We start from the raw sequence: 26,417 nt of genomic DNA on the forward strand, positions 1-26,417 counted from the left end.
CGGGCGCCCGCCGGGTGGTCGTCGTCCGCGCGATCACGGAGGCGGACGACCCGGGCGCGGCGGCGGCGGAGTTCGCGAAGCGGCTGCGGGGGGTGTGAGGCCCGTCTGGGCCAAGGGTTGTCCAAGGGATGGATTGTCCAAGGGATGGACAGCAACCCGACAATTCGGGCAAATTTCCGGCATCCGGTTGGGGGACCGACAGCCCCTGGCTAACCTGCCCGTATGGCCCTCGGAACCGCATCCACCAGGACTGATCGCGCACGCACCGTGCGCGACATGCTCGCCACCGGCAAGACGACGTACTCGTTCGAGTTCTACGCGCCGAAGACCGCCAAGGGCGAGCGCAGCCTGTGGAACGCGCTGCGCAGGGTCGAGGCGGTGGCCCCCGACTTCGTCTCCGTGACCTATGGCGCCGGCGGCTCCACGCGCGCCAGCACGGTCAAGGAGACGCAGCAGATCGTCGCCGACACCACACTCACCCCGGTCGCCCACCTCACCGCCGTCGACCACTCGATCGGCGAGCTGCGCAATGTGATCGGCCAGTTCGCCGACGCCGGCATCCGCAACATGCTCGCCCTGCGCGGCGACCCGCCCGGCGACCCCATGGGCGAGTGGGTGCCGCACCCCAAGGGCCTGACCTATGCCGCCGAGCTCGTCCGGCTCATCAAGGAGTCGGGCGACTTCTGCGTCGGCGTCGCGGCCTTCCCCGAGATGCACCCGCGCTCCGCCGACTGGGACACGGACGTCGAGCACTTCGTCGACAAGTGCCGGGCCGGCGCCGACTACGCGATCACACAAATGTTCTTCCAGCCGGAGTCCTACCTTCGACTGCGTGACCGAGTGGCCGCCGCGGGCTGCGAGACCCCGGTCATCCCCGAGGTCATGCCTGTGACCAGCGTCCGGATGCTGGAGCGGCTGCCGCAGCTCAGCAACGCTCACATTCCGTCCACCTTGAAAGAGCGGATCCTCACAGCGAAAGACAATCCGTCCGCTGTACGCTCCATTGGGATCGAGTTCGCCACGGAGTTCTGCGCACGGCTGCTGGCGGAGGGAGTGCCGGGTCTGCACTTCATCACGCTGAACAACTCCACGGCGACCCTGGAAATCTACGAGAACCTGGGTCTGCACCACCCACCGCGGGCCTAGACCGGTCGCACGCTCATACGACACACTGCGTAGCGGCCACTGGGAGAGGGGCGTACATGGGCTGGACGGTCCTCTACATCGCGTTCGGCATCGTCGCGCTGTGGCTGCTCGGTGAGGTGCTGCTGCAGTACAAGGCACGGCTTCGCTGGCGGCTGCTGGCGTTCGTCGGCTTCCTCGGTGTCGTCGTCGGTGTACTGATCCCGTCCGTCATCGTGATCGGACTGGGCGCGGCCGCCTTCGCGGTCGGGCAGACATACGTGACGCTGTCGTTCCGCCGTGGCTTCGCCGAGGGCTGGGCGGTGACCGGCCGTCCGAGCCTGGGCGGCAGCAAGCGCCGCCGCGGTGAGCCGGACCGCCAGGACCCGACCCTGGAGATCTCCGACCTCGAAGCGGCCGACCACGGCGACGGCGGCGCCGCCCACGGCCAGGACGACTACGACCGCGACGACGTCTTCACGCCCGCCCGCCCCGCCCCCGCGGCCGCCGAGACCACCGCCGTGTACGCACCGCAGCCCATGCCCGACGACACCGGCTCGTACGGCGTGTACGGCGACACCGGCGCCTACGCCACCCAGGGCCAGGCCCAGGACCAGTACGCGGCGGCCGCCCAGACCGCCGACCAGAACTACGCCTACGACGGCTACTCCGCCTACGGCCAGCAGCAGTACGGCTACGACACCACCGGTCAGCAGCAGTACGCCGCCTACTCCGACCCGTACATCGGCACCCAGACCTACAGCGGTGGGTCGTACGACACCGGCTATGACCAGCAGTACGGTCAGCAGGGCTACGGCCAGGACCAGTACGGCACCGGTGCCACAGCTGCCACCGGCGGCTACGGCGGCGAGACCCCGGCCGGGGGTGTGTGGGTGCCGCAGCAGCGCAACGCCGACGATCCCTACGGCGCCGAGCTGCCGCCGGAGCAGCCGTATCCCTATCAGGGGGACGGCCAAGGGCAGCAGGGGAACGAGTACGACGAGCGGTACCGGTTCTGAGCGCCCGCTCTCACTGAGAGGCCGCGGAACTCGGGCTCACTGAGAGCCGCGGAAGTCCGGACCCTCCACGATCAGCCCCGCGACCAGGGTGCCCGACATGCCCGCGTGCGGGAGGCCGCCGCCCGGATGGGACCAGCCGCCGACGGTGAACAGGCCGGGCAGTGCCGTGCTGTTGGACGGGTGCAGCAGCCTGCCCTCGGCCGCCGCCAGTGCCGGGGCGGGGACCGCTCCGCCCTGCGCGCCGGTCGCCTCGGCGATGTCCGCCGGGGTGTACGGCTCGTGCCAAAGGAGGCGGGCGCGGAGGTCGGGTATCGCGCGTTCGGCGGCGGTGAGCATGGCTTCGGCGCGGTCGGCGCAGGTCTCCGAGGTGGTCGAGGCCGGGACGGTGGTCGTGAGGGTGACCGCCTCGTGGTCGGCGTCCGGGACCAGTCGTGGGTCGTCGGGGCGCAGGACGGTGACCGTGGGGTGCGGTGTCGTCGTCCCGGTCCCGCCACCGAACAGCGACTCCAACTCCCCGTCCCGGTCCTCGGTGTGCACGACTGTCCGGTGCGGTGTCCCCTTCGGGCGGGGGCCGCGCAGGGCCAGCAGCACCGTCAGGCGGCTGGGCAGCCCGCGCTGGGGCGGGACCTCGCCGGTGGCGCGTGGCGGCATGTCCGGCAGTGCGCCGGGCGCGACACCGGCGACCACGAAGTCCGCCTCCGCCACTGTGCCGTCGGCGAGCTCAACGCCCGCCGCGCGGCCGTCCTTCTCCAGCAGCCCGGTGACCTCGGCGCCGAAGATGAACTCGACCCGGCGGGAGAGGCAACGCTCGTACACCGCCCGGGCCAGCTCCCGGATGCCGCCGCGCACGTACCAGGTGCCGAAGGCGTGCTCCATGTACGGCAGTACGGCCGCGCTCGCCGGGGCGACGCGCGGGTCCAGGCCGTACGCCAGCGCGTGGCTCTCCAGAAGGGCGATCAGCCGGGGCTCGCGCAGCTCCCAGGCGCCGACCTCGGCGAGCGTGCCGGCCCGACGGGTGCGCAGCAGCCGTTTGTGCGGGACGGCCGGGTAGGGCTCGCGCTCGCCCAGCACCGGCCAGTTGGGCCACAGCGGCTCCTCCAGGAGCGGCCGGCGAGTCCGGTCCCAGGCCTCACGGGCCCGCACCAGGAAGTCGCCCCAGCGGGCGCCCGCACCCGCGCCCAGCGCGTCGTCGAGGGCGGCGACCACGCCCGCGCGCGAGGCGTTCGGCAGGGACACTTCGGTGCCGTCCGCGAAGACATGCCGCGCCGACGGATCGACCTGCGTCAGCTCGACACACGCCTCCAGCGGCTCCTTGCCGGTCTTGAGGAACAGGTCCCGCCAGACCGCGGGCAACGGCAGCACACGGGGACCGGTGTCGAAGGCGAACCCGTCCCGCTCCCGCCGCCGCACCGCCCCGCCGTACGTCTCCGTACGCTCGTACACCACCACCCGGTGCCCCGCCACGGCCAGCCGCGCAGCAGCCGCCATGGCACCCATCCCCGCACCGATCACCGCAATCCGTCCCATGCGTGCGACTTTATCGGCAGCCACTGACAGCCCGTGCCCGGGCCTGTGACCAGCGCGGTTGGGCGCGGGAGGGGAGGTAGTCTCGCGCCGCACAGGCAGACCTCAGCCCGGCGGCGGCGACCCCGTTCGCCCCGCCAGTCGTCGTTCCTCGCGGCGTTGGGCTCTGCGGCGCAGGAAGCGGCGGATGCGGGAGGCTAGGAAGTACAAGGCGGCCAGGCCCATGACCAGCAGGGTCGCCGCGATGATCGCCGCTGCCTCCGGGTGGAAGATCGCGAACGTCACCAGTCCCCCGACGCCCAGATCCTCGGCCAGGCTGATGATCACGTTGCTGAAGGGCTCGGGCGACGAGTTGACCGCCATCCGCGTGCCCGCCTTGACCGCATGGCTGGCCAGCGCCGTCGAACCCCCGATCGCGCCCGCCGCCAGATCGGAGAGCGAACCGCTCTGCCCGGCGAGCAGCGCCCCGACCCACGCGCCCGCGGCGGGCCGGATCACCGTGTGCACGGAGTCCCATACGGAGTCGACGTAGGGGATCTTGTCGGCGACCGCCTCGCACAGGAACAGCACGCCCGCCGGGATGAGCACCTCGGGCCGTTGCAGCGCCTCCGGGACCTCGTCGCTCAGTCCCGTCGCACCGAAGAAGCCGAGCAGCAGCACCACGGCGTACGCGTTGACGCCGCTGGCCCAGCCGCTGGTGAAGACGAGGGGGAGTACGGACACGGACGCGATCGTATCCAGGGCGCGGCTGAGCGGCCTGGGGGCGAGCGCGGACGGCTGAGTATCCGTACCTAGGCAGGGAGATGAGTACGCGCGCGGATGGGGCGCGACCTGCGCGAACGAGAGAGTGGAGGCACGGAAAGGGGCCCCGCGCCGGCACCGCCGACACGGGGCGGCGGAACGGCGCGGCCCTGGACCGCTCCTTCCGCCGGCTCAGGTCGGCGGGAGCGAGGCACGGGGGAACCCGGGGGAGGGACGACCGAACGGGGGCCCAATGGGGGATCCCAATGGGGGAATCCCACAGGGAATGGGGAAACGGGGGGCACGGGGGAGTACGGGGGAACGGGGGGTACGGGGAAACGGGGGAGCACAAGGAAGCGCCGGTCCGGCGTGGCCCGCGGGGGACGCGGCCACCATCCGGACCGGCGTTTTCCTTTTCCGGGCTCACGGACGCCCACTCACCCGCCCCTGCAACAACCGCGACAACGCCGCGTGCACATCGTCCAGCGAGCGCTCCGGCTGGAACGCCTGCCAGTCCAGCGCGGCCACCAGCACCATGCCGACCAGCGCCGCAGCCGTCAGCGGCACATCGATCTCCTCGCTGAACTCACCGTTCTCGATCCCCCCGCGCAGCACGTCCTCGACGACCGCCACCGCCTCCTGCCGGACCACCAGCAGCGTGGACTGCCAGGCCCGGTTGGTGCGCCACAGCTCGGCCACGTACAGCTGCGTGAAGGCCGGATATCGGTCGATGAACACGAGCCCGGCCCGGATCATCGCGTCCAGCGCGGCCACCTTGGTGCCGCCGTCCTTCTCCGTCCGCTCGGCCGCCTCCCTCAGGGAAGCGGTGAGGAGGCCCACGCCGTGCCGCAGCAGCTCCTCGAAGAGGACGGACTTGCTGGCGAAGTTGTAGTACACCGTGCCCTTGGCGACCCCGGCCCGCTCGGCGATCTCGTCCACTGTCGTGGCCGAGAAGCCCTGCTCCGCGATGAGCGTGACGGCCGCCTCGTAGAGCTTCTGCCGGGTCGCCTCGCGGCGCGTACTCGCCCCCGACGTGGCGCTGCTGCTTTCCATGGCCTTGATTGTCACAGGAACGGCACCACCGGAGGGCACCAGTGGGGGCTCACAGGCTCAGCTCGGGATGCAGCCGGTCCAGCGTCCACACCTGGCGGCGGCGGGCCGACACCGCGGTCAGCGCGAGAGCGCCCACCGTGAACGCGGCGAGCACCACGCACGCGTGCCACACGGGAGTGAGACCACCACCCGTGATGAGCCTCCTGAGCGCCTCGACGATGTAGCTCATCGGCAGGTAGGGGTGCAGCGCGTTGAAGAAGCCCGGGCTGGTCTGCACGGGGTACGTGCCGCCCGCGGACGTCAGTTGCAGCATCAGCAACGCGAGCACCAGGATCCGGCCGGCGGCGCCGAAGCGCGCGTTCAGCCACTGGACGATCGCCGCGAAGCACGCCGTCACCAGGAACAGGAAGCCCACCGTCCCGGCCGCCCGCGCCATCTGAAGGCCGACCGCCCAGTGCAGCACCGCCATCAGGGCCACCGTCTGGAGCACGCCGATCGCCAGCACCGGCAACCAGCCCGCCAGCGCGATCCGCCAGGCCGACGCACCGGCGGCCAGCGCCCGCCGGTTGAGCGGCGGAACCAGCATGTACGCCACCATCGCGCCCACCCACAGGGACAGCGGGATGAAGTACGGGGCGAAGCCGGTGCCGTAATTGGGCGCCTTGTGCAGGGACTTGGACGCCAGCTGGACCGGGTCCGCCATGACCTCCGTACGCGCGTCGCGCTCCTGCTTGTCGTAGTCGGGAATCTGCTCGGCGCCGTCGTGCAGCCCGTCCGCGAGCCTCACGGAGCCGTCGACGAGCTTGTACATGCCCCCACTGAGGTCGTCCGCGCCGGTCTTGAGCTCACCGACGCCCTCGTCGAGGTCCACCGCACCCGTCCGGGCGGTGCCCAGCCCCGAGTGCAGTGCCTTGGCGCCTTGGGCGACCTTCCCGGCACCCTCGTTCAGTTTGTTGATCTTCGTGACGGCCTCGTCGAGGTCCTCCGAGAGGTGCGGCGCGTCCTGGGCGAGCGCCCGGGCCTGCTCCTCCAGGGTGGCGAGATGCCCGTCGAGCTTGTCCATGTCGCCGTCGTAGTTGCTGAGCACCGTGTTGAGGTCGTCCGCGATCGTCGCCACGTCGGCGGCCGAGTCCCTGGCCTTCTCCAGGTCGGAGCAGACCGCGTCGGGCAGTACGGGGGTCTCGCAGCGCCTCTTGTGGATGTCGGTCAGCGCGTCGGAGGCCAGGTGGGCTCCCTCGGCGGCGGCCGGGGCCCGCTTCACCAGCGCGTCGAGGTTGTCGCGGATCGCCGCCGACGAGTCGGCGACCAGCCGCGCCGTGTCACCGATGGTCTTCTCGTTGTCATCGAGGAAGGGCCCCAGCTTGTCCGCGATCCCGTTGACCTGGTCGGCGAGCGCCTGCGTACCCTCCGCGACCCGCGCCGAACCGTCCTCCAGATCACTCGCGCCCTTGGTGAGCTTCGTCAGCCCCGAGGACAGGTCCCCGCTGCCGTCCTTGGCGTCCTTCAGCCCGTCGGCGAGGTCCTTGGAGCCCTTCTCGGCCGTACCGATGCCGCTCTTGAGCTTGTCCGCCCCGTCGGCCGCCTTCACCGTCTCGCCGTGGATGTCGGAGAACGAGATGAAGATCCGGTCCAGGAACGACCGCGACGCCTTGGTGGACGCCGCCGTACGCACCTCGCTGAACACCGTCCGCGAGATCTGCCCGACGATGTAGTTGTTCGCGTCGTTCGTACGGACCTGAAGGGCGCCCGTCTCGGGGGAGTCGCCCGAGCTGGAGGCGATGCGCTCGCTGAAGTCGGCGGGCATGGTCAGGGACAGGTAGTACGTGCCGTCCTCGACCCCCGCGCGCGCCTCCTCGGCGCTCACCTCGTGCCAGTCGAAGACCTCACTGTCCCGCAGCCCCGCCACGATGTCGTCGCCCGCCTCGACCCTCTTCCCGTCGGCGGTCGCGCCCTTGTCGTCGTTCACCAGCGCCACGGGGAGCCGGTCGAGGCGGCCGTACGGGTCCCAGAAGGACCACAGGTACAGCGCGCCGTACAGCAGCGGCAGCAGCAGAAGCGCCACCAGGGCGGCCCGGGGCAGCTTCCCCCGGCCGAACCGCCGCAGCTCAAGCGCGGCCAGCCTCGGCGAACGCATCCGCCGCCTCCTTCGCATCGTCACGGGCCGCCTGACCGTCCCGGCCGTCCCGCTCATCCGGTACGTCGCTGTCGGCGCCCTCAGGGTCTTCGGGTACGTCGTCGGCGGCACCGTCGCCGCCGGGCTCGGGCGCCTCGGGTACGTCGCCGCCGCCCCGCTCGGTGGACACCACCACGGCGTCCCCGGGAGCCTCGCTGCACACCGCCACCACCGTCGTCCCGCCCTCGGTGAGCGACCTCAGCAGCGCCCACACCTCGGCCCGCTCGGCGTCGGAGAGCTTGAGGTCGGTGTCGTCGACCCCGAGCAGCCGCGGGCGCCCGACGAGCGCCAGCGCGATGGACAGCCGCAGCGCCTCGACGCGCTCCAGATCGCGTACGGAGGTCCGCGAGCCCTTGGGCAGGGCCTGACGGTCCAGTCCGGCGGCGGTCAGGGCGGCGTCGATCCGCAGCCGCGCCTCCCGCGCGCGTTCGGCGCGCGGACGCAGCAGCCCCCGCAGCGAGACGCCGAACCGGCGCTCCAGCAGCGCCCGTTCGCGCAGATGCTCCCCGACGGTCAGGGCCGGATCGAGGTCGGTGACACCGGGCACGTGGGCGAGCGCGCTGACCCGGCGCAGGGCCGCCATCTGCTTCGGCAGCCGGGCGTCGCCGACCACCGCCGTCCCCTCGGTCGCCTTCATCCGCCCGGTGAGCGCGAGCAGCAGGCTCGTACGGCCCGACCCCGACGGGCCCTCGACGGCGATCAGCGAGCCGGGCTCCGCGGCGAAGGAAATGCCGCGGAAGGCCCAGCCGCGGGGTCCCTCCAGCCCGAAGTCGCGGGCGGTGACGGCGAGTCCCGCCACGGTTCCCCCCACAGTGCCCCCAGGTGTTTCCGAACCGAACTATTTGAACTGACTGGTCAGTGCAAAAACTAGCCCGAACTCGCGATCGAAGCAAAGTCGCAGGTCAGAACGGATTGTCAGTGCCATACCTCACGATGGGCACATACGGCACCCCGTGTGAGGGCGTGCCGTCACACAGACGACAGGAGGTTCGTCATGGCCAACTCATCCGCAGCCGCCGCCCGTCGGCGCCGCGCCACCGGCCCTGCCCCCTCACTGACCGGTCCGGCGGGCGACGTGCACCCCGTGCTCCGCCGGGCCACGGCCCCGCCCGCCGCCCTCGACCTGCTCGCCCAGGCACGTGCCGGGCTCGACGAGGCAGCAGTCCTCGAAACGCCGAACGAGCGCTACGCCACCGCCCACCTCGCCGCCCTGCGCACCGCCGCCGCCGTGCTGGCCGCTCGGGGCCGCCCGGAGCCCAACCCCCGGCGCCGGGCCCGGATCCGCAGCGCCTGGGAAGTGCTCCCCGAAATCGCGCCCGAGCTCACCGAGTGGAGCGCCCTGTTCGCCTCCGGTGCCCGGCGCCGCGCCCGGGCCGAGGCGGGCATCCAGGGCGCGGCCAGCCGCCGGGACGCCGACGACCTGATACGCGATGTGGCGATGTTCATCCGCCTCGTCGAGCGGATGCTGGTGCTCCAGCCGGTCCTCCCACAGCCCCGCCCGGACGCGGACGAGGCGGAGGACCGCGGCCCCGGCGCGGGCCACGACCGCGAGATGCCCGACGCGGGCTGACGCACACGACGCGCATGACCTGGCGTGCCTGACGCACCTGAGGTGCCTGACGCGTCTGACGCCGAAACCACCCATGGTCAGGAGGGAATGGTCAGCAGGGATACGCAGTCACCGCAATGACCGGTCGGCGCACCGGAGGCAATAGGGTGGAGAGCGCCTGAAGCCTTCCACCCGTATCCCCGGGCCGGGGAGGCACCCCGTTCGCTCCGCCCCGCATAGGGGCGGTGCCGCGCCGAGGAGTCAACTGCCGTGTCGGACCCGTCGAGCCCCCGCGCCGCTCTCCGTACCGCCGTGGTGTGGGAGGTCCTCCGGGACGCCCTGGACCGCCGGGTCAAGGCCACGGGCCGGGAGTCGCTGGACGTCCTCGACACCGGAGGCGGCAGCGGCAAGTTCGCCGTGCCCGTCGCCGGCCTCGGCCACCGGGTCACCGTCGTCGACCCCAGCCCGAACGCGCTCTTCGCCCTGGAGCGCCGCGCAGCCGAGGCCGGCGTCGCCGACCGGGTGAAGGGCGTGCAGGGCGACGCCCACGGCCTGTTCGACGTGGTCGAGCGCGGCGGCTACGACGCGGTGCTGTGCCATGGCGTCCTGGAGTACGTGGACGACCCGGCCGAGGGCATCCGCAACGCGGTGGCCGCCCTGCGGCCCGAGGGTGTCCTCAGCCTGCTCGCCGCCGGGCTCGGCGGTGCCGTGCTCGCGCGTGCTCTCGCGGGCCACTTCAAGGAGGCCAAGCAGGCCCTCGACGACCCGAACGGCCGCTGGGGCTCGGGTGACCCGATGCCGCGCCGTTTCACCGCCGAGCAGCTCACCGACCTGGTCGAGGGCGCCGGCCTCGCCGTCACGGCCGTGCACGGCGTCCGGGTCTTCGCCGACCTCGTGCCCGGCGTGCTGGTGGACACCGAGCCCGGCGCCATGGACGCCCTGCTCAAGCTGGAGGCCGCCGCGGCCGAGCTGCCCGCGTTCCACGCGGTGTCCACGCAGCTTCATGTGCTCGGTGAGACCGGAGCGTCTGCCGGGGCCTGAGCGACAGCAGTGGCGCGCCGCTGATCAGCGGCTTGGTGGCGGATGGAGTACGCCACAGGCCCCCCGATCGGGGGCTTCCCGCCGTATGATCGAGGGAGACCGCCCGGCATGACGGGTCGGCTGCCGGGGAATGTGATTCTCGGCGGACCGGTCCGGCCATGGCGGGTTCCGGTTGGCCAATTGGCGCAGAGGGGCGGGTTTCACGGGGGCGATTCCCTGCCTATCCTGAAGAGACCCCCCGGGTCGCCCCGGCGACTGCACGATGAGGAGGACTCCGTGCCGCTCTCAGAGCACGAGCAGCGCATGCTCGAGCAGATGGAGCGAGCGCTGTACGCCGAAGATCCCAAGTTCGCGACAGCGCTTGAGGGAAGCGGGCTGCGTACGTACACCCGGCGACGGGTCTACCAGGCGGTCGCGGGCTTCCTCGTAGGTATCGCGCTCCTCATGGCCGGAATGGTCGCCAAGCAGGTCTGGCTCAGCGTGGTGGGCTTCCTCGTCATGCTGGGGTGCGCGGTACTCGCCGTGACCGGTTGGCGCAAGGCCCCCAAGCCGGGCGAGCAGCCCGCCGCGGGTGGTCCCCCCGCCGGCCGTCAGGTACGTCAGCGGCGCTCGATGATGGACCGCATCGAACAGCGCTGGCAGCGACGCCGCGACGAGCAACAGGGCCACTGATTCCCACCCACAGCTCCCACCGACGTACGTGAGGGGTTACCGCCCGGCGGGCGGTAACCCCTCACGCATGCCCTGACCGACCCCGGCCTCAGCCGCTCTGCTGACCCGACGGTCGGCGCACCAGAGTCGCCCAGCCGCTCGCCGCGCGGGCCTTCGCTGCCGACCAGCGGTCATTGAGGTCCCACACGGCCCGGATGGCCGAGCGTGGTGCGACCACGGCCCGGATCCGGGTCCGCCAGCCCGCCCGGGAGCGCAGCGCCGCCCGCATCCGGCGTACGTCGTCGGCCAGCCCCGTCTCCGCGCGTGGGTTCGGTGCGAACAGCACCTGCTCCACGGCACCGGCCACCCGGTGCACCGACTGGGCCGTCGGCTCGTCCAGATGCCCCAGCCGCACGATCCGCTCGGCCGCCTTGCGCGGGGTCAGCGCGTCGTCCGGCACGATGCCGTAGTCCCAGGCGGTGTCGGTCAGTTCCCGCCAGACGGCCAGCACATGCCCGGCGGCCACCTCGGCGGCATACCGCTCGTCCAGCTGCACGTCGAGGGTGGTCACCTCGACGCCGTCGCTGCGGCCTTCACCGCCGCGTCCCCGGCCGAGCACACCCGGTGCCGCCGAGCCGGTGTGCCGGGCCGAGGCCAGCCGCACCGACCGCCGTCTGACCCGCCACAGCATGGGCAGCAGCGGCAGGAGGATCACCGCGACGGCGAGCAGCGTCCAGCCCGCCGTCTGGTACCAGGGCGGGCCCCCGTCGTCCGAGGCGCCCGGGTCCAGCGGCAGCGCCCCGCCGCACGCCTCGAGCCGCCTGTCCTGCGCCGAGCAGCTCGCGCTCGTGGACGGCTCGGCCGACGGAGCCGGTTCCGCCGGACGCGAGGCCTCCGGCAGCTCGGGGATGCTGCTGCCCGGCACCTCGGGCTGGGTGTACGTGGGCGCCGAGCCCCGGTTCGGGGTCGGCTCGAAACGGGTCCAGCCCACGCCCTCGAAGTACAGCTCGGGCCACGCGTGCGCGTCCCGGAGCCCCACCGTCACCGTGCCGTCCCCCTGCGCCGTACCGGGCGCGAAGCCCACCGCGACCCGGGCCGGTATGCCGAGCGTGCGGGCCATCGACGCCATCGCGAAGGAGAAGTGCACACAGAAGCCCCGCTTGTCCCGCAGGAAGCGGGCGATCGCCTGGGAGCCGCCACCGACCTCCACCTCGGTGTCGTACTGGAACCCGCCGGTCAGGGCGAAGTACTCCTGGAGCTTGACCGCCTGCTCGTACGGGTTCCTCGCGCCTGCCGTGATCTCGCGGGCCTGCCGCGACACCACCTGCGGCAGTGAGTCAGGTACCTCGGTGAACTCGCGCTCGATCGCGGCGGGCGGCTCCGGCGCCGAGGCGAGCTGATCCGCCGTCGGCTGCACATCGAGGCTGGTCACCTCGTAGGTGGCGTCGCGGGTGGTCTGGCCGTGATCGCCGACGAGTGTCATGCCGACCGGTTCGTACCGCCAGTTGCCGTCGATCCGCACGTCGCTCGGCGGGTACGGCATGGGCAGCCAGTCCTGCGCGTACCAGTCCGCCGCGGCGATCCGGGTGCGGACCTCGGCGCGCCGGACCTCCGGGCCCAGTCCGACGGGTGTCGGGAACTCGTCCGGCACCGCGACGATGTTCCGCCGGGAGGGCTTCCACGTGGTGCCGTCGAAGTCGTCCAGGGACACGATGCGCAGGTACATGTTCGACAGGTCGTCCGTGCTGCTGCGCAGCGTCATGACCGTGCGGTCCTCGTCCACGTTCAGGCTGTCGCGCAGCGACACCAGCGGGTTCACCGCGGAGATCGTGCCGCCGCCCCCGCTGCCCGTGCCGACGCCCGTCCCGGCGCCGTCCAGCAGGCCGCCGTTCATCGCGGGCAGGGTCAGCGGCACGACCAGGGCTATGCCCAGCGCGACCACGCCGATCCGCCGCCCCGTGCGCACCGGCGCCACTGGACCGCGGCCGGGCTCGCCGCCCGGGCCGCGTGGCGTCCCGCCGAACACCCGGCCCCACTGCGACAGCCGGTCCCGTCCCTCGGCGAGCAGCAGCATCAGATAGCCGACCGCCGCTATCAGGAACCACACCCAGCCACCGCTGCCGTCGGACAGGCCCGCGGCGACCGAGTACAGCGCGAGCAGCGGCAGCCCGGCCGGGGCCGCGCTGCGGAAGGTCACCGCGATCAGGTCGACCGCCAGCCCGATCACCAGGACACCGCCGATGAGCATCAGCTTGATGCCGGGGGACAGGGGCGCCGGGATCGCGTACCGCCCGACGTCCTGGGTGCCCTGCTGGAGCAGGTCGGCGAAGTGCAGGAAAGCCTCGGGGCCGGGGATCAGCCCGATGAACGCGTACTCCCGGGCGAAGACCAGGGTCAGCAGTATCAGCGTGACCAGGGCCTGCACGGTCACCGTCAGCGGACGGGCCAGCGGCACCCGCCGGGCCGCCGTGCCCACCCCCGTCTGGATGGCCAGCAGGATGGCCGCCTGCAGAAACCATGTGGCCGGGTCGACCAGCGGCAGCAGGGCGCACGCGGCCATCAGCGTCGCCGCAGTGGCGCACAGAGCCATCCGCGCCTGTCCGCTCATGACCGCCCCTCCCCGCCCGTCGTGCCCCCCGCCGCCACGACACCCGTGCGCTCATGCTCCGCCTGGCGCCACAGGTCGTGCAGCGAGGCGCCCCGCGGCACGCGCACGACCGTCCAACCGGCCTCGCGCAGCATCCGCAGGCGCTCCTCCTTCCCGTCCAACGGCCGGGCCACATCGGTCGGTTCCCGCACCCAGTCCTCGCTGTCCAGGACGAAGGCGAGCGCGCCGCCGGTGCGCTGACGCATCCTCGCGGCCACCGCGCCCTGCTCCTCGTCGAGGTCGCCGAAGAAGGCCACCAGCAGCCCCTCGTGTCCGCCGCGCAGCACGTCGTACGCCCGCGACAGGCCCGTACCGTCGGAGTGGTCGATCACCGCGAGGGTGTCCATCATCAGCCCGGCCGCGTCCGCCGACTCCTGGCTGGCGCCGGCGAAGCCGTCCGCGCCCTCGCCGGGCACCGAGCTGCCGGTGTCCGTCAACAGCCGTACCGAAAAGCCACGTTCGAGCATGTGCACCAGCACGGAGGCGGTGCCCGCCACGGCCCACTCGAAGGCCGAGTCGGGGCCCGCGCCCTCGAAGGCGACGCCCCGGGTGTCGAGCAGCACCGTGCAGCGGGAGCGCTGCGGCTGCTCCTCGCGACGCACCATCAGCTCGCCGTAGCGCGCGGTGGAGCGCCAGTGGACACGGCGCAGGTCGTCGCCGTAGCGGTACCCGCGCGGGATGACGTCGTCCTCGCCGGCCAGCGCGAGCGAGCGCAGCCGCCCGTCGCCGTACCCCTTGGCCTCGCCGGTCAGCCGCACCGGCGGCAGCGGCTCCACGCGCGGGATCACCGTCAGGGTGTCGTACGTCGAGAAGGACCGGGTCAGCTCGCACATCCCGAACGGGTCGGTCAGGCGCAGCTGCAGCGGGCCCAGCGGATAGCGGCCGCGCAGGTCGGAGCGGACGCGGTAGGACACCTCGCGGCGGCCGCCCGGCTCGACGCGGTCGAGCACGAAGCGGGGGCGGGGGCCGAGCACGTACGGCACCCGGTCCTGGAGCATGAGCAGGCCGGTGGGCAGCCGCGAGACGTTGTCGATCCGCAGATGGACCCGGGCCTCCGCACCGGCGGGCACGCGCGCGGGGGAGAGCCTGCGGCTGCCGGCCACCCGGTACCGCGTGCGGTACAGCACGGTCGCGCACACCAGGGGCAGCACCGCCAGCAGCAGTCCGACCCGGAGCAGGTCGCTCTGGCCGAGGACGTAGGCGCAGACGGCGGCGGCGACTCCGGCGGCCAGGAACGAGCGACCGCGGGTGGTCAGACCGGCCAGGGCCGTACGCACGCCGCCCTTGTCGCCCCGGTCGGCGTCGGCGGGCGCGGGCCCCGCCGGAGTGGTCATCACAGCCTCCGGGGCGGCTGCTGGCCGAACGCCGGGGTGCCCTGGCCCAGTCCGCCGAAAGCGTTCTGCTGGGGCGTCGCAGGCACCGGCGTGTGCTGCAGGATCTCCTGGACGACCTGCTCCGCCGTACGGCGGTTGAGCTGGGCCTGGGCGGTGGGCAGCAGGCGGTGGGCCAGCACGGCCACGGCGAGGGCCTGCACGTCGTCCGGCAGGGCGTACTCCCGGCCGCTGAGGGCCGCTGCCGCCTTCGCCGCGCGCAGCAGGTGCAGCGTCGCGCGCGGGGAGGCGCCGAGTCTGAGATCGGGGTGGGTGCGGGTGGCGGCGACCAGGTCGACCGCGTACCGCCGGACGGTGTCGGCGACGTGGACGCCGCGCACCGCCTCGATCAACTTCACGATCTCGTGCGCGTGTGCCACCGGCTGGAGGTCGTCCAGCGGGCTCACCCCGCCGTGCACGTCGAGCATCTGCAGCTCGGCCTCCGGGCTCGGGTAGCCGATGGAGACGCGGGCCATGAAGCGGTCGCGTTGGGCCTCGGGGAGCGGGTAGGTGCCCTCCATTTCGACCGGGTTCTGCGTGGCGACCACCATGAAGGGGCTGGGCAGCTCGTAGGTCTGCCCGTCGATGGTGACCTGGCGCTCCTCCATCGACTCCAGCAGCGCGGACTGAGTCTTGGGCGAGGCTCGGTTGATCTCGTCGCCGATCACGATCTGGGCGAAGATCGCGCCCGGCTTGAACTCGAAGTCCCGGCGCTGCTGGTCCCAGATGGACACACCGGTGATGTCCGAGGGCAGCAGGTCGGGCGTGAACTGGATCCGCCGCACCGAACAGTCGATGGACCGCGCCAGCGTCTTGGCCAGCATTGTCTTGCCCACTCCGGGGACGTCCTCGATCAGGAGGTGTCCCTCGGCGAGCAGCACGGTCAGCGAAAGCCGCACGACCTCGGGCTTGCCCTCGATCACTTCTTCCACCGAACTGCGGACCCGCTCCACGGTGGCAGTCAGATCAGTAAGGCTCGCTCGATCGTCATAGGTCGTCACCCGGCCCTCCTCGGCCCGTTCTTTCATACGGGCCGACGCTCTGTGATGCGGACCGGCCCACCCCGAAACACGGACACCACGCGAGGTTCCGCGTGACGCCACCACCCGCATTCTTGCTGCCGTTACCGATTCGTGTCACTCGCCTGTGGACAACTGCCAGCGATATGTCGGCTTTAACGCTTTTCGCGGGCCTCGGTGCTCGAATTGATAGCGAAACGACAGCTCCACCGCCCGGTTACGCCGGGTCGATCTCACGCAGCAGACCGGTCCGCACGTCGAAGACGAAGCCGCGCACGTCATCCGTGTGCTGCAGGAACGGCGAGGTGCGCACGCGCTGCATCGACTGCCGTACGTCCTGGTCGACGTCCCGGAAGGACTCCACCGCCCAGGCCGGGCGCTGGCCCACTTCCAGCTCCAGTTCGGTGCGGAAGTCCTCGGTGAGGCTCTCCAGACCGCAGCCGGTGTGGTGGATCAGGACGATGCTGCGCGTGCCGAGCTTGCGCTGGCTGATGGTGAGCGAGCGGATCACGTCGTCGGTGACCACGCCGCCCGCGTTGCGGATGGTGTGACAGTCGCCGAGCTGCAGGCCGAGCGCGGCGTGCAGGTCGAGCCGGGCGTCCATGCAGGCCACGACGGCCACCTGGAGCACCGGACGGGCGTCCATGCCGGGGTCGGTGAAGGCGGCCGCGTACCGCTGGTTCGCCTCGACGAGGCGGTCGGTGACGGTGCCGACCCGGGCTATGGCGTCCTCGGAGCCGGCGGGAACCGATGCAGAAGTCGTCATGGTGACGACGGTACTGGTCACGGGCGCTCGGGTCCTGTTGTGAGGCAGGACAAAGAAGTCATCGGGCCGTGATGTGAGCTAACCCACAAGCGTGGCGCGTATACGCCCTTGCGGGTGATCCTCGCCGGTTCGCGGGTTGATTTCCGTACCCCGCCGCGACGCGCAGGCCGGTTGATTGACCGCGACTGAGGGTGGACTAAAGTGACGCGAAGCGGGAGGCGAGGCTCTCCCCGCTGCATCGAATTCCCCCAGGATCCCGGCCCAGACGCCGGGGATCCCCCACGTGCGCGGCGCGTACGTACGGCTCGGCCTCCACCCGCTCCGGCCGGCTGACGCTTCCGGCGCCGGCAGGCCTCCCCTTCACGAGCGGGCGGGGACCCGGCGGTGCGTACCGCCCGCCGGACCTGAGAGGGCCCCTTGAGCCAGAGTCGACACGTCCCGGTGATGCTCCAGCGGTGCCTGGACCTGTTGGCACCCGCGCTGGAGCGGCCCGGAGCCGTGGTCGTCGACTGCACGCTCGGCCTCGGCGGCCACAGCGAGGCACTGCTCGCGCGCTTCCCCGAGGCCCGCCTCGTCGCCCTCGACCGGGACAAGGAGGCGCTGCGCCTGTCCGGCGAGCGGCTCGCGCCGTACGGGGAGCGCGCCACCCTGGTGCACGCCGTGTACGACGAGCTGCCCGAGGTGCTGGACCGGCTCCGCATCGCGCGCGTGCAGGGCGTGCTGTTCGACCTCGGGGTCTCCTCCATGCAGCTCGACGAGGCCGACCGCGGCTTCGCCTACGCGCAGGACGCCCCGCTCGACATGCGTATGGACCAGACGACCGGCATCAGCGCCGCAGAGGTCCTCAACACCTACCCGGCCGGCGAGCTGGTGCGGATCCTGCGCGCGTACGGCGAGGAGAAGCAGGCCAAGCGGATCGTGGCCGCCATCGTGCGCGAGCGCGAGAAGGAGCCGTTCAGCAACAGCGCGCGGCTCGTGGAGCTGATCCGGGACGCGCTGCCGCAGGCCGCCAAGCGCACCGGCGGCAACCCGGCCAAGCGCACCTTCCAGGCCCTGCGTATCGAGGTCAACGGCGAGCTGTCCGTGCTGGAGCGGGCGATCCCGGCGGCGGTGAAGGCGCTGGACGTGGGCGGGCGGATCGCCGTGCTGTCGTACCACTCGCTGGAGGACCGGCTGGTCAAGCAGGTGTTCGCGGCGGGCGCCGCAAGCACCGCGCCGCCCGGGCTGCCGGTGGTGCCGGAGCAGTACCAGCCCCGGCTCAAGCTGCTCACCCGCGGTGCCGAACTTCCCACCGAGGAAGAGGTCGCCGAGAACCGCCGTGCGGCCCCGGCGCGCCTGCGCGGGGCGCAGCGGATCAGGGAGGACGTCGAGTGAGGCAGCCGACGGGGCGGGGGGCTCACAACACACGCGGGTTGGACATCCGGACTGGGGGAGGGTGAGTGAGTAGGAAACCCGAACTGAGGGGGAGGGCCGCACGGCTCGCGCAGCTCTTGCCGACCGGGCGGGCGCAGGCCGCCCGGACGCCCTTCGTCCTCCTCGTCGTCCTGCTCCTCGGCGGCGGACTCATCGGCCTGCTCGTGCTGAACTCGGCGCTCAGCGAAGGGTCGTTCCAACTCGACGACCTGCAGAAGGAGACCAAGAACCTCACCGACGAGGAACAGGCCCTCCAGCGCGACATCGACGCCTACTCCGCCCCCGGCGCCCTCCAGCGCCGCGCCCGCGAACTCGGCATGGTCCCCGGCTCGGACCCCGCCTTCCTCAACCCCGACGGCACCATCAACGGCGTCCCGTCCCCCGCCGACGCCGAACCGGCCTCCGCTCGCCGCCCCCTCGTCCTCGCCCCCGAGGCGATGTCCACCGCGCCCGTGCACATCCCCTCCGCGGCCATCCCGTCCGCGGCCCTCCACCCCATGCCGGCGCCCGTCACACCGGCCACCCCCACGGCAGCCCCGGCCACCCCCACGGCACCCCCGACCACCACGACCACCCCCACGGCCCCCGCTCCCCGCCCGCTCGCCAGCACGCCCGCCCCCCTCCCGACCACACCCTCCGGCAGGTGACGGAAGTGACCGACAGGGAATCGCCGCGTCGCCGCGTGCCCGGACCCGCGCGGCCCGATCGCTCCGGCGGCCAGCGGCGCCCCGGCCCCGGCGCTCGCCCGGCGCGCCGCTCCGCCCAGCCCCGTCCGGCGGCCCCGGGCGCGATCCGGCTCGGCAGCCCCCGCCCCCGGCTGCGCATGATCGGCTTCGCGCTGACCCTCGTCCTGCTGGTCTTCGTCGTACGACTGCTCCAGGTGCAGGCCGTCGACGCGAGCGCCTACGCCGCCAAGGCCGAGCGGAACCGCTACGTCGTGCACACCCTCGCCGCCCAGCGCGGCGAGATCACCGACCGCACCGGCGTGGCCCTGGCGACCAGTGTCGACGCGTACGACATCACCGCCGACCCCACGCTGTTCACCCGCGAGCAGCTGAAGATCGACGACGGGCCCGAGCAGGCGGCGGCGCTGCTCGCGCCGATCCTCGGCACGGACCAGCAAGAGCTCGTCGCCAAGCTCCGGCCCAAGGACAAGACGCTCCGCTACGTCAAGCTCGCCGGGCGGCAGACCCCGCAGGTCTGGAAGCAGATCAAGGACCTGAGGACCGCGCTCGTCACCAAGGCGAAGACCGACAAGAGCACCGTCAACGTCCTGGCCGGCGTCCTCGCCGAACCCAGCAGCAAACGCGTGTACCCCAACGGCGATCTGGCCGCCGGGATACTGGGCTGGGTCAACGCCGACGGCAAGGGCGGCGGCGGCATCGAGCAGCAGCTGAACGGGCAGCTGGCCGGCGAGGACGGCAAGATCCGCTACGCCCAGTCCGGCGGCATGCAGGTGCCGACCGTCGGCTCCACCGAGACGCCCGCGGTGCCCGGCTCCGACATCGAGCTGACCATCGACCGCGACATCCAGTGGGCCGCGCAGAACGCCATCACCGAGCAGGTGGAGAAGTCCGCGGCGGACCGCGGCTATGTGATCGTGCAGGACACCCGCACCGGCGAGATCCTCGCCATGGCCAACTCGCCCGGCTTCGACCCCAACGACCTCACCTCGGCCGACGCGGCGGCCATGGGCAACGCGGCCCTCCAGGACGCCTACGAGCCCGGCTCCACCGCCAAGGTCATGTCGATGGCCGCCGTGCTGGAGGAGAACGTCGCCACCCCGCTGACGCACGTCACCGTGCCCAACCGGCTGCACCGGGGCGACCGGCTCTTCCAGGACGACATCGACCACCCGACCTGGTACCTGACCCTCAACGGCGTGCTCGCCAAGTCCAGCAACATCGGCACCATCCTGGCCACCGGACAGCTCGGCAAGACGCAGGCCGAGGCCAACCGGGTGCTCTACACGTACCTGCGCAAGTTCGGGCTCGGCAGCTACACCGGGCTCGACTTCCCCGGCGAGACCAAGGGCATCCTCGCGCCGCCGGACCAGTGGTCGACATCGCAGCAGTACACGATTCCTTTCGGCCAGGGCGTGTCCATCAACGCGATGCAGGCGGCGTCCGTCTACTCGACCATCGCCAACGGCGGCGTACGCGTCGAGCCCACGCTGGTGCGCGGCACGCAGGGACCCGACGGCGTCTTCACGCCCGCCCCGAAGCCGAAGAAGACGCGGGTCGTGAGCGAGAAGACGGCCAGGACGCTCGCCCAGATGCTGGAGTCGGTCGTCGACGACCGGGAGGGCACCGGCACCAAGGCGCGCATCTCCGGCTACCGGGTCGCGGGCAAGACGGGCACCGCGAACCGCGTGGATCCGGACACCGGCAAGTACCGCGGCTACACGTCGTCGTTCGCCGGATTCGCACCCGCGGACAAGCCGCGCGTCACCGTCTACTGCGCCATCCAGAACGCCACCAAGGGCAGCTACTTCGGTGGCCAGATCTGCGGACCCGTCTACAAGCAGGTGATGGAGTTCGCCCTGAAGACCCTCCAGGTCCCGCCGACCGGAGCGAAGCCCGCGAACCTCCCGGTCACCTTCAAGCCCTGATCAGCAGCGAGCCGCCAGAGCCCCCATCCGCACAGCCCCCGACCCGCACCGAGCCGCCCGTACCCGATCCGCACGCCCGATCAGCACCGAGCACCCAGGAACCATCCGTGACAACGATCACCCCCCATCCCGGGAACCAGAGCACCCCCCGCCCCTCACTTCGCTCCGGAGCGGGTGCGCCCGGTACGCTCACCGCCGTGCCACACGCTGATCAGTCCCACATCACCCAGAAGGACGCTCCCGTGACATATCCGGGACCGCCCAGGCCGGAACGGGTCTCCGCCACACCCCTCGCGGACCTCGCCGACCAGCTGGGTGTCACCGCCCCGGAGGCGGCCACCGAGGTCACGGGCATCACCCATGACTCGCGCGCCGTCCGCCCCGGCGACCTGTACGCCGCCCTGCCCGGCGCCCGCGCGCACGGCGCCGACTTCGTCGCCCAGGCCGTCGGTCTCGGCGCCGCCGCCGTACTGACCGACCCGGCCGGCACCGAACGCGCCGCTGCCACGGGCCTGCCGGTGCTCACCGTCGACGACCCGCGCGCACGGATGGGCGAGCTGGCGGCGACGATCTACGGTCGGCCCGGCCGCGAGCTGCTCCAGATCGGCATCACCGGCACCTCCGGCAAGACCACCACCGCCTATCTCGTCGAGGGTGGCCTCCAGACAGCCCACAGCAGTGGTCTGATCGGCACGGTCGAGACCCGGATCGGCGACGAGCGCATCAAGTCCGAGCGCACCACACCCGAAGCCACCGACCTCCAGGCGCTGTTCGCGGTGATGCGCGAGCGCGGGGTCGAGGCGGTCGCCATGGAGGTCTCCAGCCACGCGCTGGTCCTCGGCCGGGTCGACGGCTGCGTCTTCGACGTCGCTGTGTTCACCAACCTCAGCCCGGAACACATGGAGTTCCACTCCGACATGGAGGACTACTTCCGGGCCAAGGCGCAGCTGTTCACGCCGAAACGCAGCAAACTCGGCGTGGTCAACGTCGACGACGAGTACGGCCGCAGGCTCGCCCGCGAGGCCACCGTCCCGGTCGTCACCTACTCCGCCGAGGGCCACCCGGACGCCGACTGGCGCGCCGAGGACGTCGAGGTCGGCCCGCTGGACTCGCCGTTCACCGTGCTCGGCCCCAAGGGCGAGCGGATCAGCGCCAGGTCGCCGCTGCCGGGCCCGTTCAACGTGGCGAACACCCTCGCCGCGATCGTCGCCCTCGCCGCCGCCGGCCTCGATGCGCAGACCGCCGCCGACGGCATCGCCGCCGTGCCGGGCGTGCCGGGCCGCCTGGAGCGCGTGGACGCCGGTCAGGACTATCTCGCGGTCGTCGACTACGCCCACAAGACGGACGCCGTCGAATCCGTCCTCAAGGCGCTGCGCAAGGTCACCAAGGGCCGGGTGCACGTCGTGCTCGGCTGCGGAGGTGACCGGGACACCACCAAGCGGGGCCCCATGGGCGCCGCCGCGGCCCGGCTCGCCGACACGGCCGTACTGACCTCCGACAACCCCCGCTCCGAGGACCCGCTCGCGATCCTCGCCACCATGCTGCAGGGCGCGGCGACGGTGCCCGCGCACGAACGCGGCGAGGTGCTGCTCTTCGAGGACCGCGCCGCCGCCATCGCCGCCGCCGTCGGCCGGGCGCGCCCCGGGGACACCGTGCTGGTCGCGGGCAAGGGCCATGAGCAGGGCCAGGACATCGCCGGGGTGGTCCGTCCGTTCGACGACCGCCAGGTGCTGCGCGAAGCAATCCAGAAAACCCAGGGATGAAAATCCGTAAAGACCCAGGGGATGAACTTGTGATCGCCCTCTCTCTCGCCGAGATCGCGGAAATCGTCGGCGGGCAGACGCACGACATACCGGATCCGTCGGCTCAGGTGACCGGACCGGTCGTCCGGGACTCCCGCGAGGTCGTGCCCGGCAGCCTGTTCGCCGCCTTCGTCGGCGAACGCGTGGACGGCCACGACTTCGCGGCACAGGTCGTCGAGGCGGGCGCGGTCGCGGTGCTCGCGTCGCGTCCCGTCGGCGTACCCGCGATCGTCGTGGACGACGTCCAGACGGCCCTCGGCGCCCTCGCCCGGCATGTCGTGGGCAAGCTCGGCACCACCCTCGTGGCGCTCACCGGCTCCGCGGGCAAGACCAGCACCAAGGACCTGATCGCGCAGGTGCTCCAGCGCAAGGGGCCGACGGTGTGGACGCCCGGATCGTTCAACAACGAGATCGGGCTGCCGCTGACCGCGCTCAGCGCCACCGCGGACACCAGGTTCCTGGTGCTGGAGATGGGCGCCCGCGGCATCGGCCACATCCGGTACCTCACCGACCTGACGCCCCCGAAGATCGGCCTGGTGCTCAACGTCGGTACCGCGCACATCGGCGAGTTCGGCGGCCGGGAGCAGATCGCGCAGGCCAAGGGCGAACTCGTAGAGGCCCTTCCGGAAGACGGCGCCGCGATCCTCAACGCCGACGATCCCCTCGTACGGGCCATGGCGTCCCGTACGAAGGCGAAGGTGATCCTTTTCGGAGAGTCCGACGAAGCGGACGTACGCGCCGACAACGTGCGACTCACGGACAGCGGACAGCCTTCCTTCATGCTTCACACACCCTCCGGGTGCAGCGATGTGACCATGCGCCTGTACGGTGAGCACCACGTGTCGAACGCGCTCGCCGCGGCCGCCGTCGCCCATGAGCTGGGCATGTCCGCGGAAGAGATCGCCACCGCGCTCTCCGAGGCGGGCTCCCTCTCCCGCTGGCGTATGGAGGTCACCGAGCGCCCGGACGGCGTGACGATCGTCAACGACGCCTACAACGCGAACCCCGAGTCCATGCGGGCCGCCCTGCGCGCTCTGGTGGCTATGGGCAAGGGGCGCCGTACGTGGGCGGTGCTCGGCAAGATGGCCGAGCTCGGGGACGAGGCGCTCGCCGAGCACGACGCGGTCGGACGGCTCGCCGTCCGGCTCAACGTCAGCAAGCTCGTCGCGGTCGGGGGCAGGGAAGCGTCCTGGCTGCAACTGGGCGCATATAACGAGGGTTCGTGGGGTGAGGAGTCGGTGCACGTGTCCGACGCACAGGCGGCGGTCGACCTGTTGCGCAGCGAGTTGCGCCCGGGAGACGTCGTACTCGTGAAGGCGTCCCGTTCGGTCGGACTCGAGAGCGTTGCCCAGGCGCTGCTCGAGACCGGTGCCGAGGGTGAGGTTGCCGCCCGATGATGAAGCAGATCCTGTTCGCAGGAGTCATTGGCCTCTTCCTGACGCTGATCGGCACCCCGTTGCTGATCAAGCTCCTGGCCCGCAAGGGCTACGGCCAGTACATCCGCGACGACGGCCCGCGCGAGCACCACAGCAAGCGCGGTACGCCGACCATGGGCGGTATCGCCTTCATCCTGGCGACGATCGCCGCGTACTTCCTGGCCAAGGTCGTCACGAGCGCCCTGGACGAGGAGGCCAACGCGGCCCCGACCTTCTCGGGCGTACTGGTCCTCGGGCTGATGGCCGGCATGGGTCTGGTCGGCTTCCTGGACGACTACATCAAGATCGTCAAGCGGCGTTCGCTGGGTCTGCGGGCCAAGGCCAAGATGGCCGGCCAGCTCATCGTCGGCATCGCCTTCGCGGTGCTCTCCCTGCAGTTCGCGGACAGCCGGGGCCAGACGCCGGCCTCCACCAAGCTGTCGTTCATCACCGACTTCGGCTGGACGATCGGCCCGGTGCTGTTCGTGGTCTGGGCGCTGTTCATGATCCTCGCGATGTCGAACGGCGTGAACCTCACCGACGGCCTCGACGGCCTCGCCACCGGCGCGTCCGTGCTGGTCTTCGGCGCCTACACGTTCATTGGCGTCTGGCAGTTCCAGGAGTCGTGCGCCAACGCGCTGGATCTGACCAACCCGGGCGCCTGTTACGAGGTGCGCGATCCGCTCGACCTCGCGGTGGTCGCCTCCGCGTTGATGGGCGCCTGCCTCGGCTTCCTGTGGTGGAACACCTCGCCGGCCAAGATCTTCATGGGTGACACCGGTTCGCTGGCGCTCGGCGGTGTGCTCGCCGGTCTGGCCATCTGCTCCCGTACGGAGCTGCTGCTGGCCATCCTCGGCGGCCTGTTCGTACTGATCACCATGTCGGTGGTCATCCAGGTCGGCTCCTTCCGGCTCACCGGCAAGCGCGTCTTCCGGATGGCACCACTGCAGCACCACTTCGAACTCAAGGGCTGGTCCGAAGTCCTTGTCGTGGTCCGCTTCTGGATCATTCAGGGCATCTGTGTGATTGTCGGACTGGGCCTCTTCTATGCGGGATGGGCAGCGGAAAAGTGACCTCCACGGTGTCCTCGATGGTCAAGGGCAAGCACATCACCGTCGCCGGGCTCGGCGTCTCCGGCGTCCCGGCGGCCAAGGTGCTGCACGGCCTCGGCGCACACGTCACCGTCGTCAACGACGGCGCCGACGAGCGCGCCCGGGCCCAGGCCGCCGAGCTGGAGGCGCTCGGGATCACCGTCCGCCTCGGCGACGGCGCGACGCTGCCCGAGGGCACCGAGCTGATCGTCACCGCGCCCGGCTGGAAGCCGGACAAGCCGCTGTTCACGGCGGCCCGTGAGGCAGGTGTGGAGATCTGGGGCGACGTCGAACTGGCCTGGAGGCTGCGCGGCCCGGACGCGGCCCCCTGGCTCGCCGTCACCGGCACCAACGGCAAGACGACCACCGTTCAGATGCTGGCCTCGATGCTGCGCGCGGCCGGTCTGCGCACCGCCGCCGTCGGCAATATCGGCGTCTCCCTGCTGGACGCGGTGCTCGGCGAGGAGCGCTACGACGTCCTCGCCGTAGAGCTGTCCAGCTACCAGCTCCACTGGGCGCCCTCCCTGCGCGCCCACTCCGCCGCCGTGCTGAACCTCGCCCCCGACCACCTCGACTGGCACGGCTCCATGGAGGCGTACGCCGCCGACAAGGGCCGTATCTACGAAGGAAATCGCGTCGCCTGCGTGTACAACGCGGCCGACAAGGCCACCGAGGACCTGGTGCGCGAGGCCGACGTCGAGGAGGGCTGCCGGGCCATCGGCTTCACACTGGGCACGCCGGCGCCGTCCCAACTCGGAGTGGTGGACGGCATCCTGGTCGACCGCGCCTTCGTCGAGGACCGGCACCAGAACGCCCAGGAACTCGCCGAGGTCTCCGACGTCAACCCGCCGGCCCCGCACAACATCGCCAACGCCCTTGCGGCAGCGGCCCTCGCGCGTGCCTTCGGCGTGCCCCCCACGGCCGTACGGGACGGGCTGCGGGCCTTCACTCCGGACGCCCACCGCATCGCGCACGTCGCCGACGTGGACGGGGTCGCCTACGTCAACGACTCCAAGGCCACCAACACCCATGCCGCCGAGGCCTCGTTGGCGGCGTACGACTCCATCGTGTGGATCGCGGGCGGACTGGCCAAGGGCGCGACCTTCGACGAACTGGTCGCCAAGTCGGCGAAGCGACTTCGCGGGGTCGTGCTCATCGGCGCCGACCGCGCCCTGATCCGGGACGCCCTTGCGCGACACGCCCCGGAAGTACCCGTCGTCGACCTCGACCGGACCGACACTGGGGCGATGCTCGCGGCTGTCCGCGAGGCACGGCGACTCGCCGTCACCGGAGACACGGTGCTCTTGGCACCTGCCTGTGCCTCTATGGACATGTTCGCCAACTACAACAAGCGAGGGGACGCGTTCACGGAGGCGGTGCGCGAACTCGGCGCGGGCGCCTGACGGCGGG

21 protein-coding genes and 1 pseudogene are annotated in these 26,417 nt (G+C 71.7%); 13 read left to right on the forward strand and 9 right to left on the reverse strand.

Annotation, left to right across the window (positions count from 1 at the left end; genetic code table 11):
* The 3 genes and pseudogenes from SSP24_RS43940 to SSP24_RS08305 form a co-directional block, all read left to right on the forward strand.
* Window positions 1-98: pseudogene (locus SSP24_RS43940) on the forward strand (thiamine phosphate synthase); the annotation flags it as partial.
* A 124-nt stretch (window positions 99-222) separates the two neighbouring features.
* Complete coding sequence (gene metF / locus SSP24_RS08300; RefSeq protein ID WP_141308430.1) at window positions 223-1,146, forward strand: methylenetetrahydrofolate reductase [NAD(P)H]; 924 nt, start codon at window positions 223-225, stop codon at window positions 1,144-1,146.
* Between the two features lie 56 nt (window positions 1,147-1,202).
* The gene (locus SSP24_RS08305; RefSeq protein ID WP_141308433.1) at window positions 1,203-2,141 is read left to right on the forward strand and encodes an SCO2102 family sporulation regulator; all 939 of its coding nucleotides are present in this window, start codon (window positions 1,203-1,205) and stop codon (window positions 2,139-2,141) included.
* 36 nt (window positions 2,142-2,177) lie between these two features.
* Here SSP24_RS08305 and SSP24_RS08310 read toward each other — a convergent pair whose 3' ends face one another.
* The 5 genes from SSP24_RS08310 to SSP24_RS08330 all read right to left on the reverse strand — a co-directional run bounded on the left by SSP24_RS08310 (window position 2,178) and on the right by SSP24_RS08330 (window position 8,431).
* Window positions 2,178-3,668, reverse strand: coding sequence for a phytoene desaturase family protein (locus SSP24_RS08310; RefSeq protein WP_141308435.1), 1,491 nt, complete (start codon window positions 3,666-3,668; stop codon window positions 2,178-2,180).
* 102 nt (window positions 3,669-3,770) lie between these two features.
* A complete protein-coding gene (locus SSP24_RS08315; protein ID WP_141308437.1) occupies window positions 3,771-4,388 on the reverse strand; it encodes a DUF4126 domain-containing protein in 618 nt (205 codons plus the stop codon).
* A 441-nt stretch (window positions 4,389-4,829) separates the two neighbouring features.
* Window positions 4,830-5,459 (reverse strand): TetR/AcrR family transcriptional regulator, encoded by a 630-nt coding sequence (locus SSP24_RS08320; protein ID WP_141308439.1) that lies wholly within the window; start codon window positions 5,457-5,459, stop codon window positions 4,830-4,832.
* A 49-nt stretch (window positions 5,460-5,508) separates the two neighbouring features.
* Entirely contained in the window at window positions 5,509-7,593 is a 2,085-nt protein-coding gene (locus tag SSP24_RS08325; protein ID WP_141308441.1) for a YhgE/Pip domain-containing protein, read from the reverse strand.
* On the reverse strand, window positions 7,565-8,431 hold the full coding sequence (locus SSP24_RS08330; protein ID WP_141308443.1) for an ABC transporter ATP-binding protein: 867 nt from the start codon (window positions 8,429-8,431) through the stop codon (window positions 7,565-7,567). The genes SSP24_RS08325 and SSP24_RS08330 overlap by 29 nt, the downstream gene beginning before the upstream one ends.
* A 195-nt stretch (window positions 8,432-8,626) precedes the next feature.
* Here SSP24_RS08330 and SSP24_RS08335 point away from each other — a divergent pair, with 195 nt between their 5' ends.
* The 3 genes from SSP24_RS08335 to SSP24_RS08345 all read left to right on the forward strand — a co-directional run bounded on the left by SSP24_RS08335 (window position 8,627) and on the right by SSP24_RS08345 (window position 10,894).
* A complete protein-coding gene (locus tag SSP24_RS08335; RefSeq protein ID WP_141308445.1) occupies window positions 8,627-9,202 on the forward strand; it encodes an SAV_6107 family HEPN domain-containing protein in 576 nt (191 codons plus the stop codon).
* Window positions 9,203-9,451: 249 nt separating this feature from the next.
* The gene (locus SSP24_RS08340) at window positions 9,452-10,222 is read left to right on the forward strand and encodes a methyltransferase (RefSeq protein ID WP_141308447.1); all 771 of its coding nucleotides are present in this window, start codon (window positions 9,452-9,454) and stop codon (window positions 10,220-10,222) included.
* A 276-nt stretch (window positions 10,223-10,498) separates the two neighbouring features.
* On the forward strand, window positions 10,499-10,894 hold the full coding sequence (locus SSP24_RS08345; protein ID WP_141308449.1) for an SCO2097 family morphological protein: 396 nt from the start codon (window positions 10,499-10,501) through the stop codon (window positions 10,892-10,894).
* 88 nt (window positions 10,895-10,982) lie between these two features.
* Here SSP24_RS08345 and SSP24_RS08350 read toward each other — a convergent pair whose 3' ends face one another.
* The 4 genes from SSP24_RS08350 to SSP24_RS08365 form a co-directional block, all read right to left on the reverse strand.
* Window positions 10,983-13,481: a transglutaminase TgpA family protein gene (locus SSP24_RS08350; protein ID WP_141308451.1), complete on the reverse strand. Its 2,499-nt coding sequence runs from the start codon at window positions 13,479-13,481 to the stop codon at window positions 10,983-10,985.
* Complete coding sequence (locus SSP24_RS08355) at window positions 13,478-14,854, reverse strand: DUF58 domain-containing protein (RefSeq protein WP_141308453.1); 1,377 nt, start codon at window positions 14,852-14,854, stop codon at window positions 13,478-13,480. The genes SSP24_RS08350 and SSP24_RS08355 overlap by 4 nt, the downstream gene beginning before the upstream one ends.
* On the reverse strand, window positions 14,854-15,891 hold the full coding sequence (locus SSP24_RS08360) for an AAA family ATPase (RefSeq protein ID WP_141308455.1): 1,038 nt from the start codon (window positions 15,889-15,891) through the stop codon (window positions 14,854-14,856). The genes SSP24_RS08355 and SSP24_RS08360 overlap by 1 nt, the downstream gene beginning before the upstream one ends.
* A gap of 235 nt (window positions 15,892-16,126) precedes the next feature.
* Window positions 16,127-16,675 carry a beta-class carbonic anhydrase gene (locus tag SSP24_RS08365; RefSeq protein ID WP_141308457.1) on the reverse strand — a complete coding sequence of 183 codons (549 nt, stop codon included), beginning with the start codon at window positions 16,673-16,675 and terminating at the stop codon, window positions 16,127-16,129.
* Between the two features lie 417 nt (window positions 16,676-17,092).
* On the opposite strand from SSP24_RS08365, the gene rsmH reads away from it, so the two are divergent.
* The 7 genes from rsmH to murD all read left to right on the forward strand — a co-directional run bounded on the left by rsmH (window position 17,093) and on the right by murD (window position 26,410).
* Window positions 17,093-18,049 carry a 16S rRNA (cytosine(1402)-N(4))-methyltransferase RsmH gene (gene rsmH / locus SSP24_RS08370; protein WP_141308459.1) on the forward strand — a complete coding sequence of 319 codons (957 nt, stop codon included), beginning with the start codon at window positions 17,093-17,095 and terminating at the stop codon, window positions 18,047-18,049.
* Between the two features lie 65 nt (window positions 18,050-18,114).
* The gene (gene ftsL, locus SSP24_RS08375) at window positions 18,115-18,735 is read left to right on the forward strand and encodes a cell division protein FtsL (protein WP_141308461.1); all 621 of its coding nucleotides are present in this window, start codon (window positions 18,115-18,117) and stop codon (window positions 18,733-18,735) included.
* A complete protein-coding gene (locus SSP24_RS08380; protein ID WP_141308463.1) occupies window positions 18,732-20,699 on the forward strand; it encodes a peptidoglycan D,D-transpeptidase FtsI family protein in 1,968 nt (655 codons plus the stop codon). The genes ftsL and SSP24_RS08380 overlap by 4 nt, the downstream gene beginning before the upstream one ends.
* Window positions 20,700-20,941: 242 nt before the next feature.
* The gene (locus SSP24_RS08385) at window positions 20,942-22,462 is read left to right on the forward strand and encodes a UDP-N-acetylmuramoyl-L-alanyl-D-glutamate--2,6-diaminopimelate ligase (RefSeq protein WP_141308940.1); all 1,521 of its coding nucleotides are present in this window, start codon (window positions 20,942-20,944) and stop codon (window positions 22,460-22,462) included.
* A gap of 29 nt (window positions 22,463-22,491) precedes the next feature.
* Window positions 22,492-23,898: a UDP-N-acetylmuramoyl-tripeptide--D-alanyl-D-alanine ligase gene (locus SSP24_RS08390; RefSeq protein WP_141308465.1), complete on the forward strand. Its 1,407-nt coding sequence runs from the start codon at window positions 22,492-22,494 to the stop codon at window positions 23,896-23,898.
* Complete coding sequence (gene mraY, locus SSP24_RS08395) at window positions 23,898-24,989, forward strand: phospho-N-acetylmuramoyl-pentapeptide-transferase (RefSeq protein WP_141308942.1); 1,092 nt, start codon at window positions 23,898-23,900, stop codon at window positions 24,987-24,989. The genes SSP24_RS08390 and mraY overlap by 1 nt, the downstream gene beginning before the upstream one ends.
* Entirely contained in the window at window positions 24,971-26,410 is a 1,440-nt protein-coding gene (gene murD / locus SSP24_RS08400; protein WP_141308467.1) for a UDP-N-acetylmuramoyl-L-alanine--D-glutamate ligase, read from the forward strand. The genes mraY and murD overlap by 19 nt, the downstream gene beginning before the upstream one ends.
* The last annotated feature ends 7 nt before the right edge of the window (window positions 26,411-26,417 follow it).

Source organism: Streptomyces spinoverrucosus, from assembly GCF_006539505.1.
Taxonomy (GTDB): Bacteria; Actinomycetota; Actinomycetes; order Streptomycetales; family Streptomycetaceae; genus Streptomyces; species Streptomyces spinoverrucosus.

What these genes read in the sequence shown, in the direction of transcription:
- metF (WP_141308430.1), top strand. Translation starts at nt 223, where the DNA reads ATGGCCCTCGGAACCGCATCCACCAGGACTGATCGCGCACGCACCGTG.
- SSP24_RS08305 (WP_141308433.1), top strand. Translation starts at nt 1,203, where the DNA reads ATGGGCTGGACGGTCCTCTACATCGCGTTCGGCATCGTCGCGCTGTGG.
- SSP24_RS08310 (WP_141308435.1), bottom strand. Translation starts at nt 3,668, where the DNA reads ATGGGACGGATTGCGGTGATCGGTGCGGGGATGGGTGCCATGGCGGCT.
- SSP24_RS08320 (WP_141308439.1), bottom strand. Translation starts at nt 5,459, where the DNA reads ATGGAAAGCAGCAGCGCCACGTCGGGGGCGAGTACGCGCCGCGAGGCG.
- SSP24_RS08325 (WP_141308441.1), bottom strand. Translation starts at nt 7,593, where the DNA reads ATGCGTTCGCCGAGGCTGGCCGCGCTTGAGCTGCGGCGGTTCGGCCGG.
- SSP24_RS08335 (WP_141308445.1), top strand. Translation starts at nt 8,627, where the DNA reads ATGGCCAACTCATCCGCAGCCGCCGCCCGTCGGCGCCGCGCCACCGGC.
- SSP24_RS08350 (WP_141308451.1), bottom strand. Translation starts at nt 13,481, where the DNA reads ATGAGCGGACAGGCGCGGATGGCTCTGTGCGCCACTGCGGCGACGCTG.
- SSP24_RS08355 (WP_141308453.1), bottom strand. Translation starts at nt 14,854, where the DNA reads ATGACCACTCCGGCGGGGCCCGCGCCCGCCGACGCCGACCGGGGCGAC.
- SSP24_RS08365 (WP_141308457.1), bottom strand. Translation starts at nt 16,675, where the DNA reads ATGACGACTTCTGCATCGGTTCCCGCCGGCTCCGAGGACGCCATAGCC.
- mraY (WP_141308942.1), top strand. Translation starts at nt 23,898, where the DNA reads ATGAAGCAGATCCTGTTCGCAGGAGTCATTGGCCTCTTCCTGACGCTG.
- murD (WP_141308467.1), top strand. Translation starts at nt 24,971, where the DNA reads ATGGGCAGCGGAAAAGTGACCTCCACGGTGTCCTCGATGGTCAAGGGC.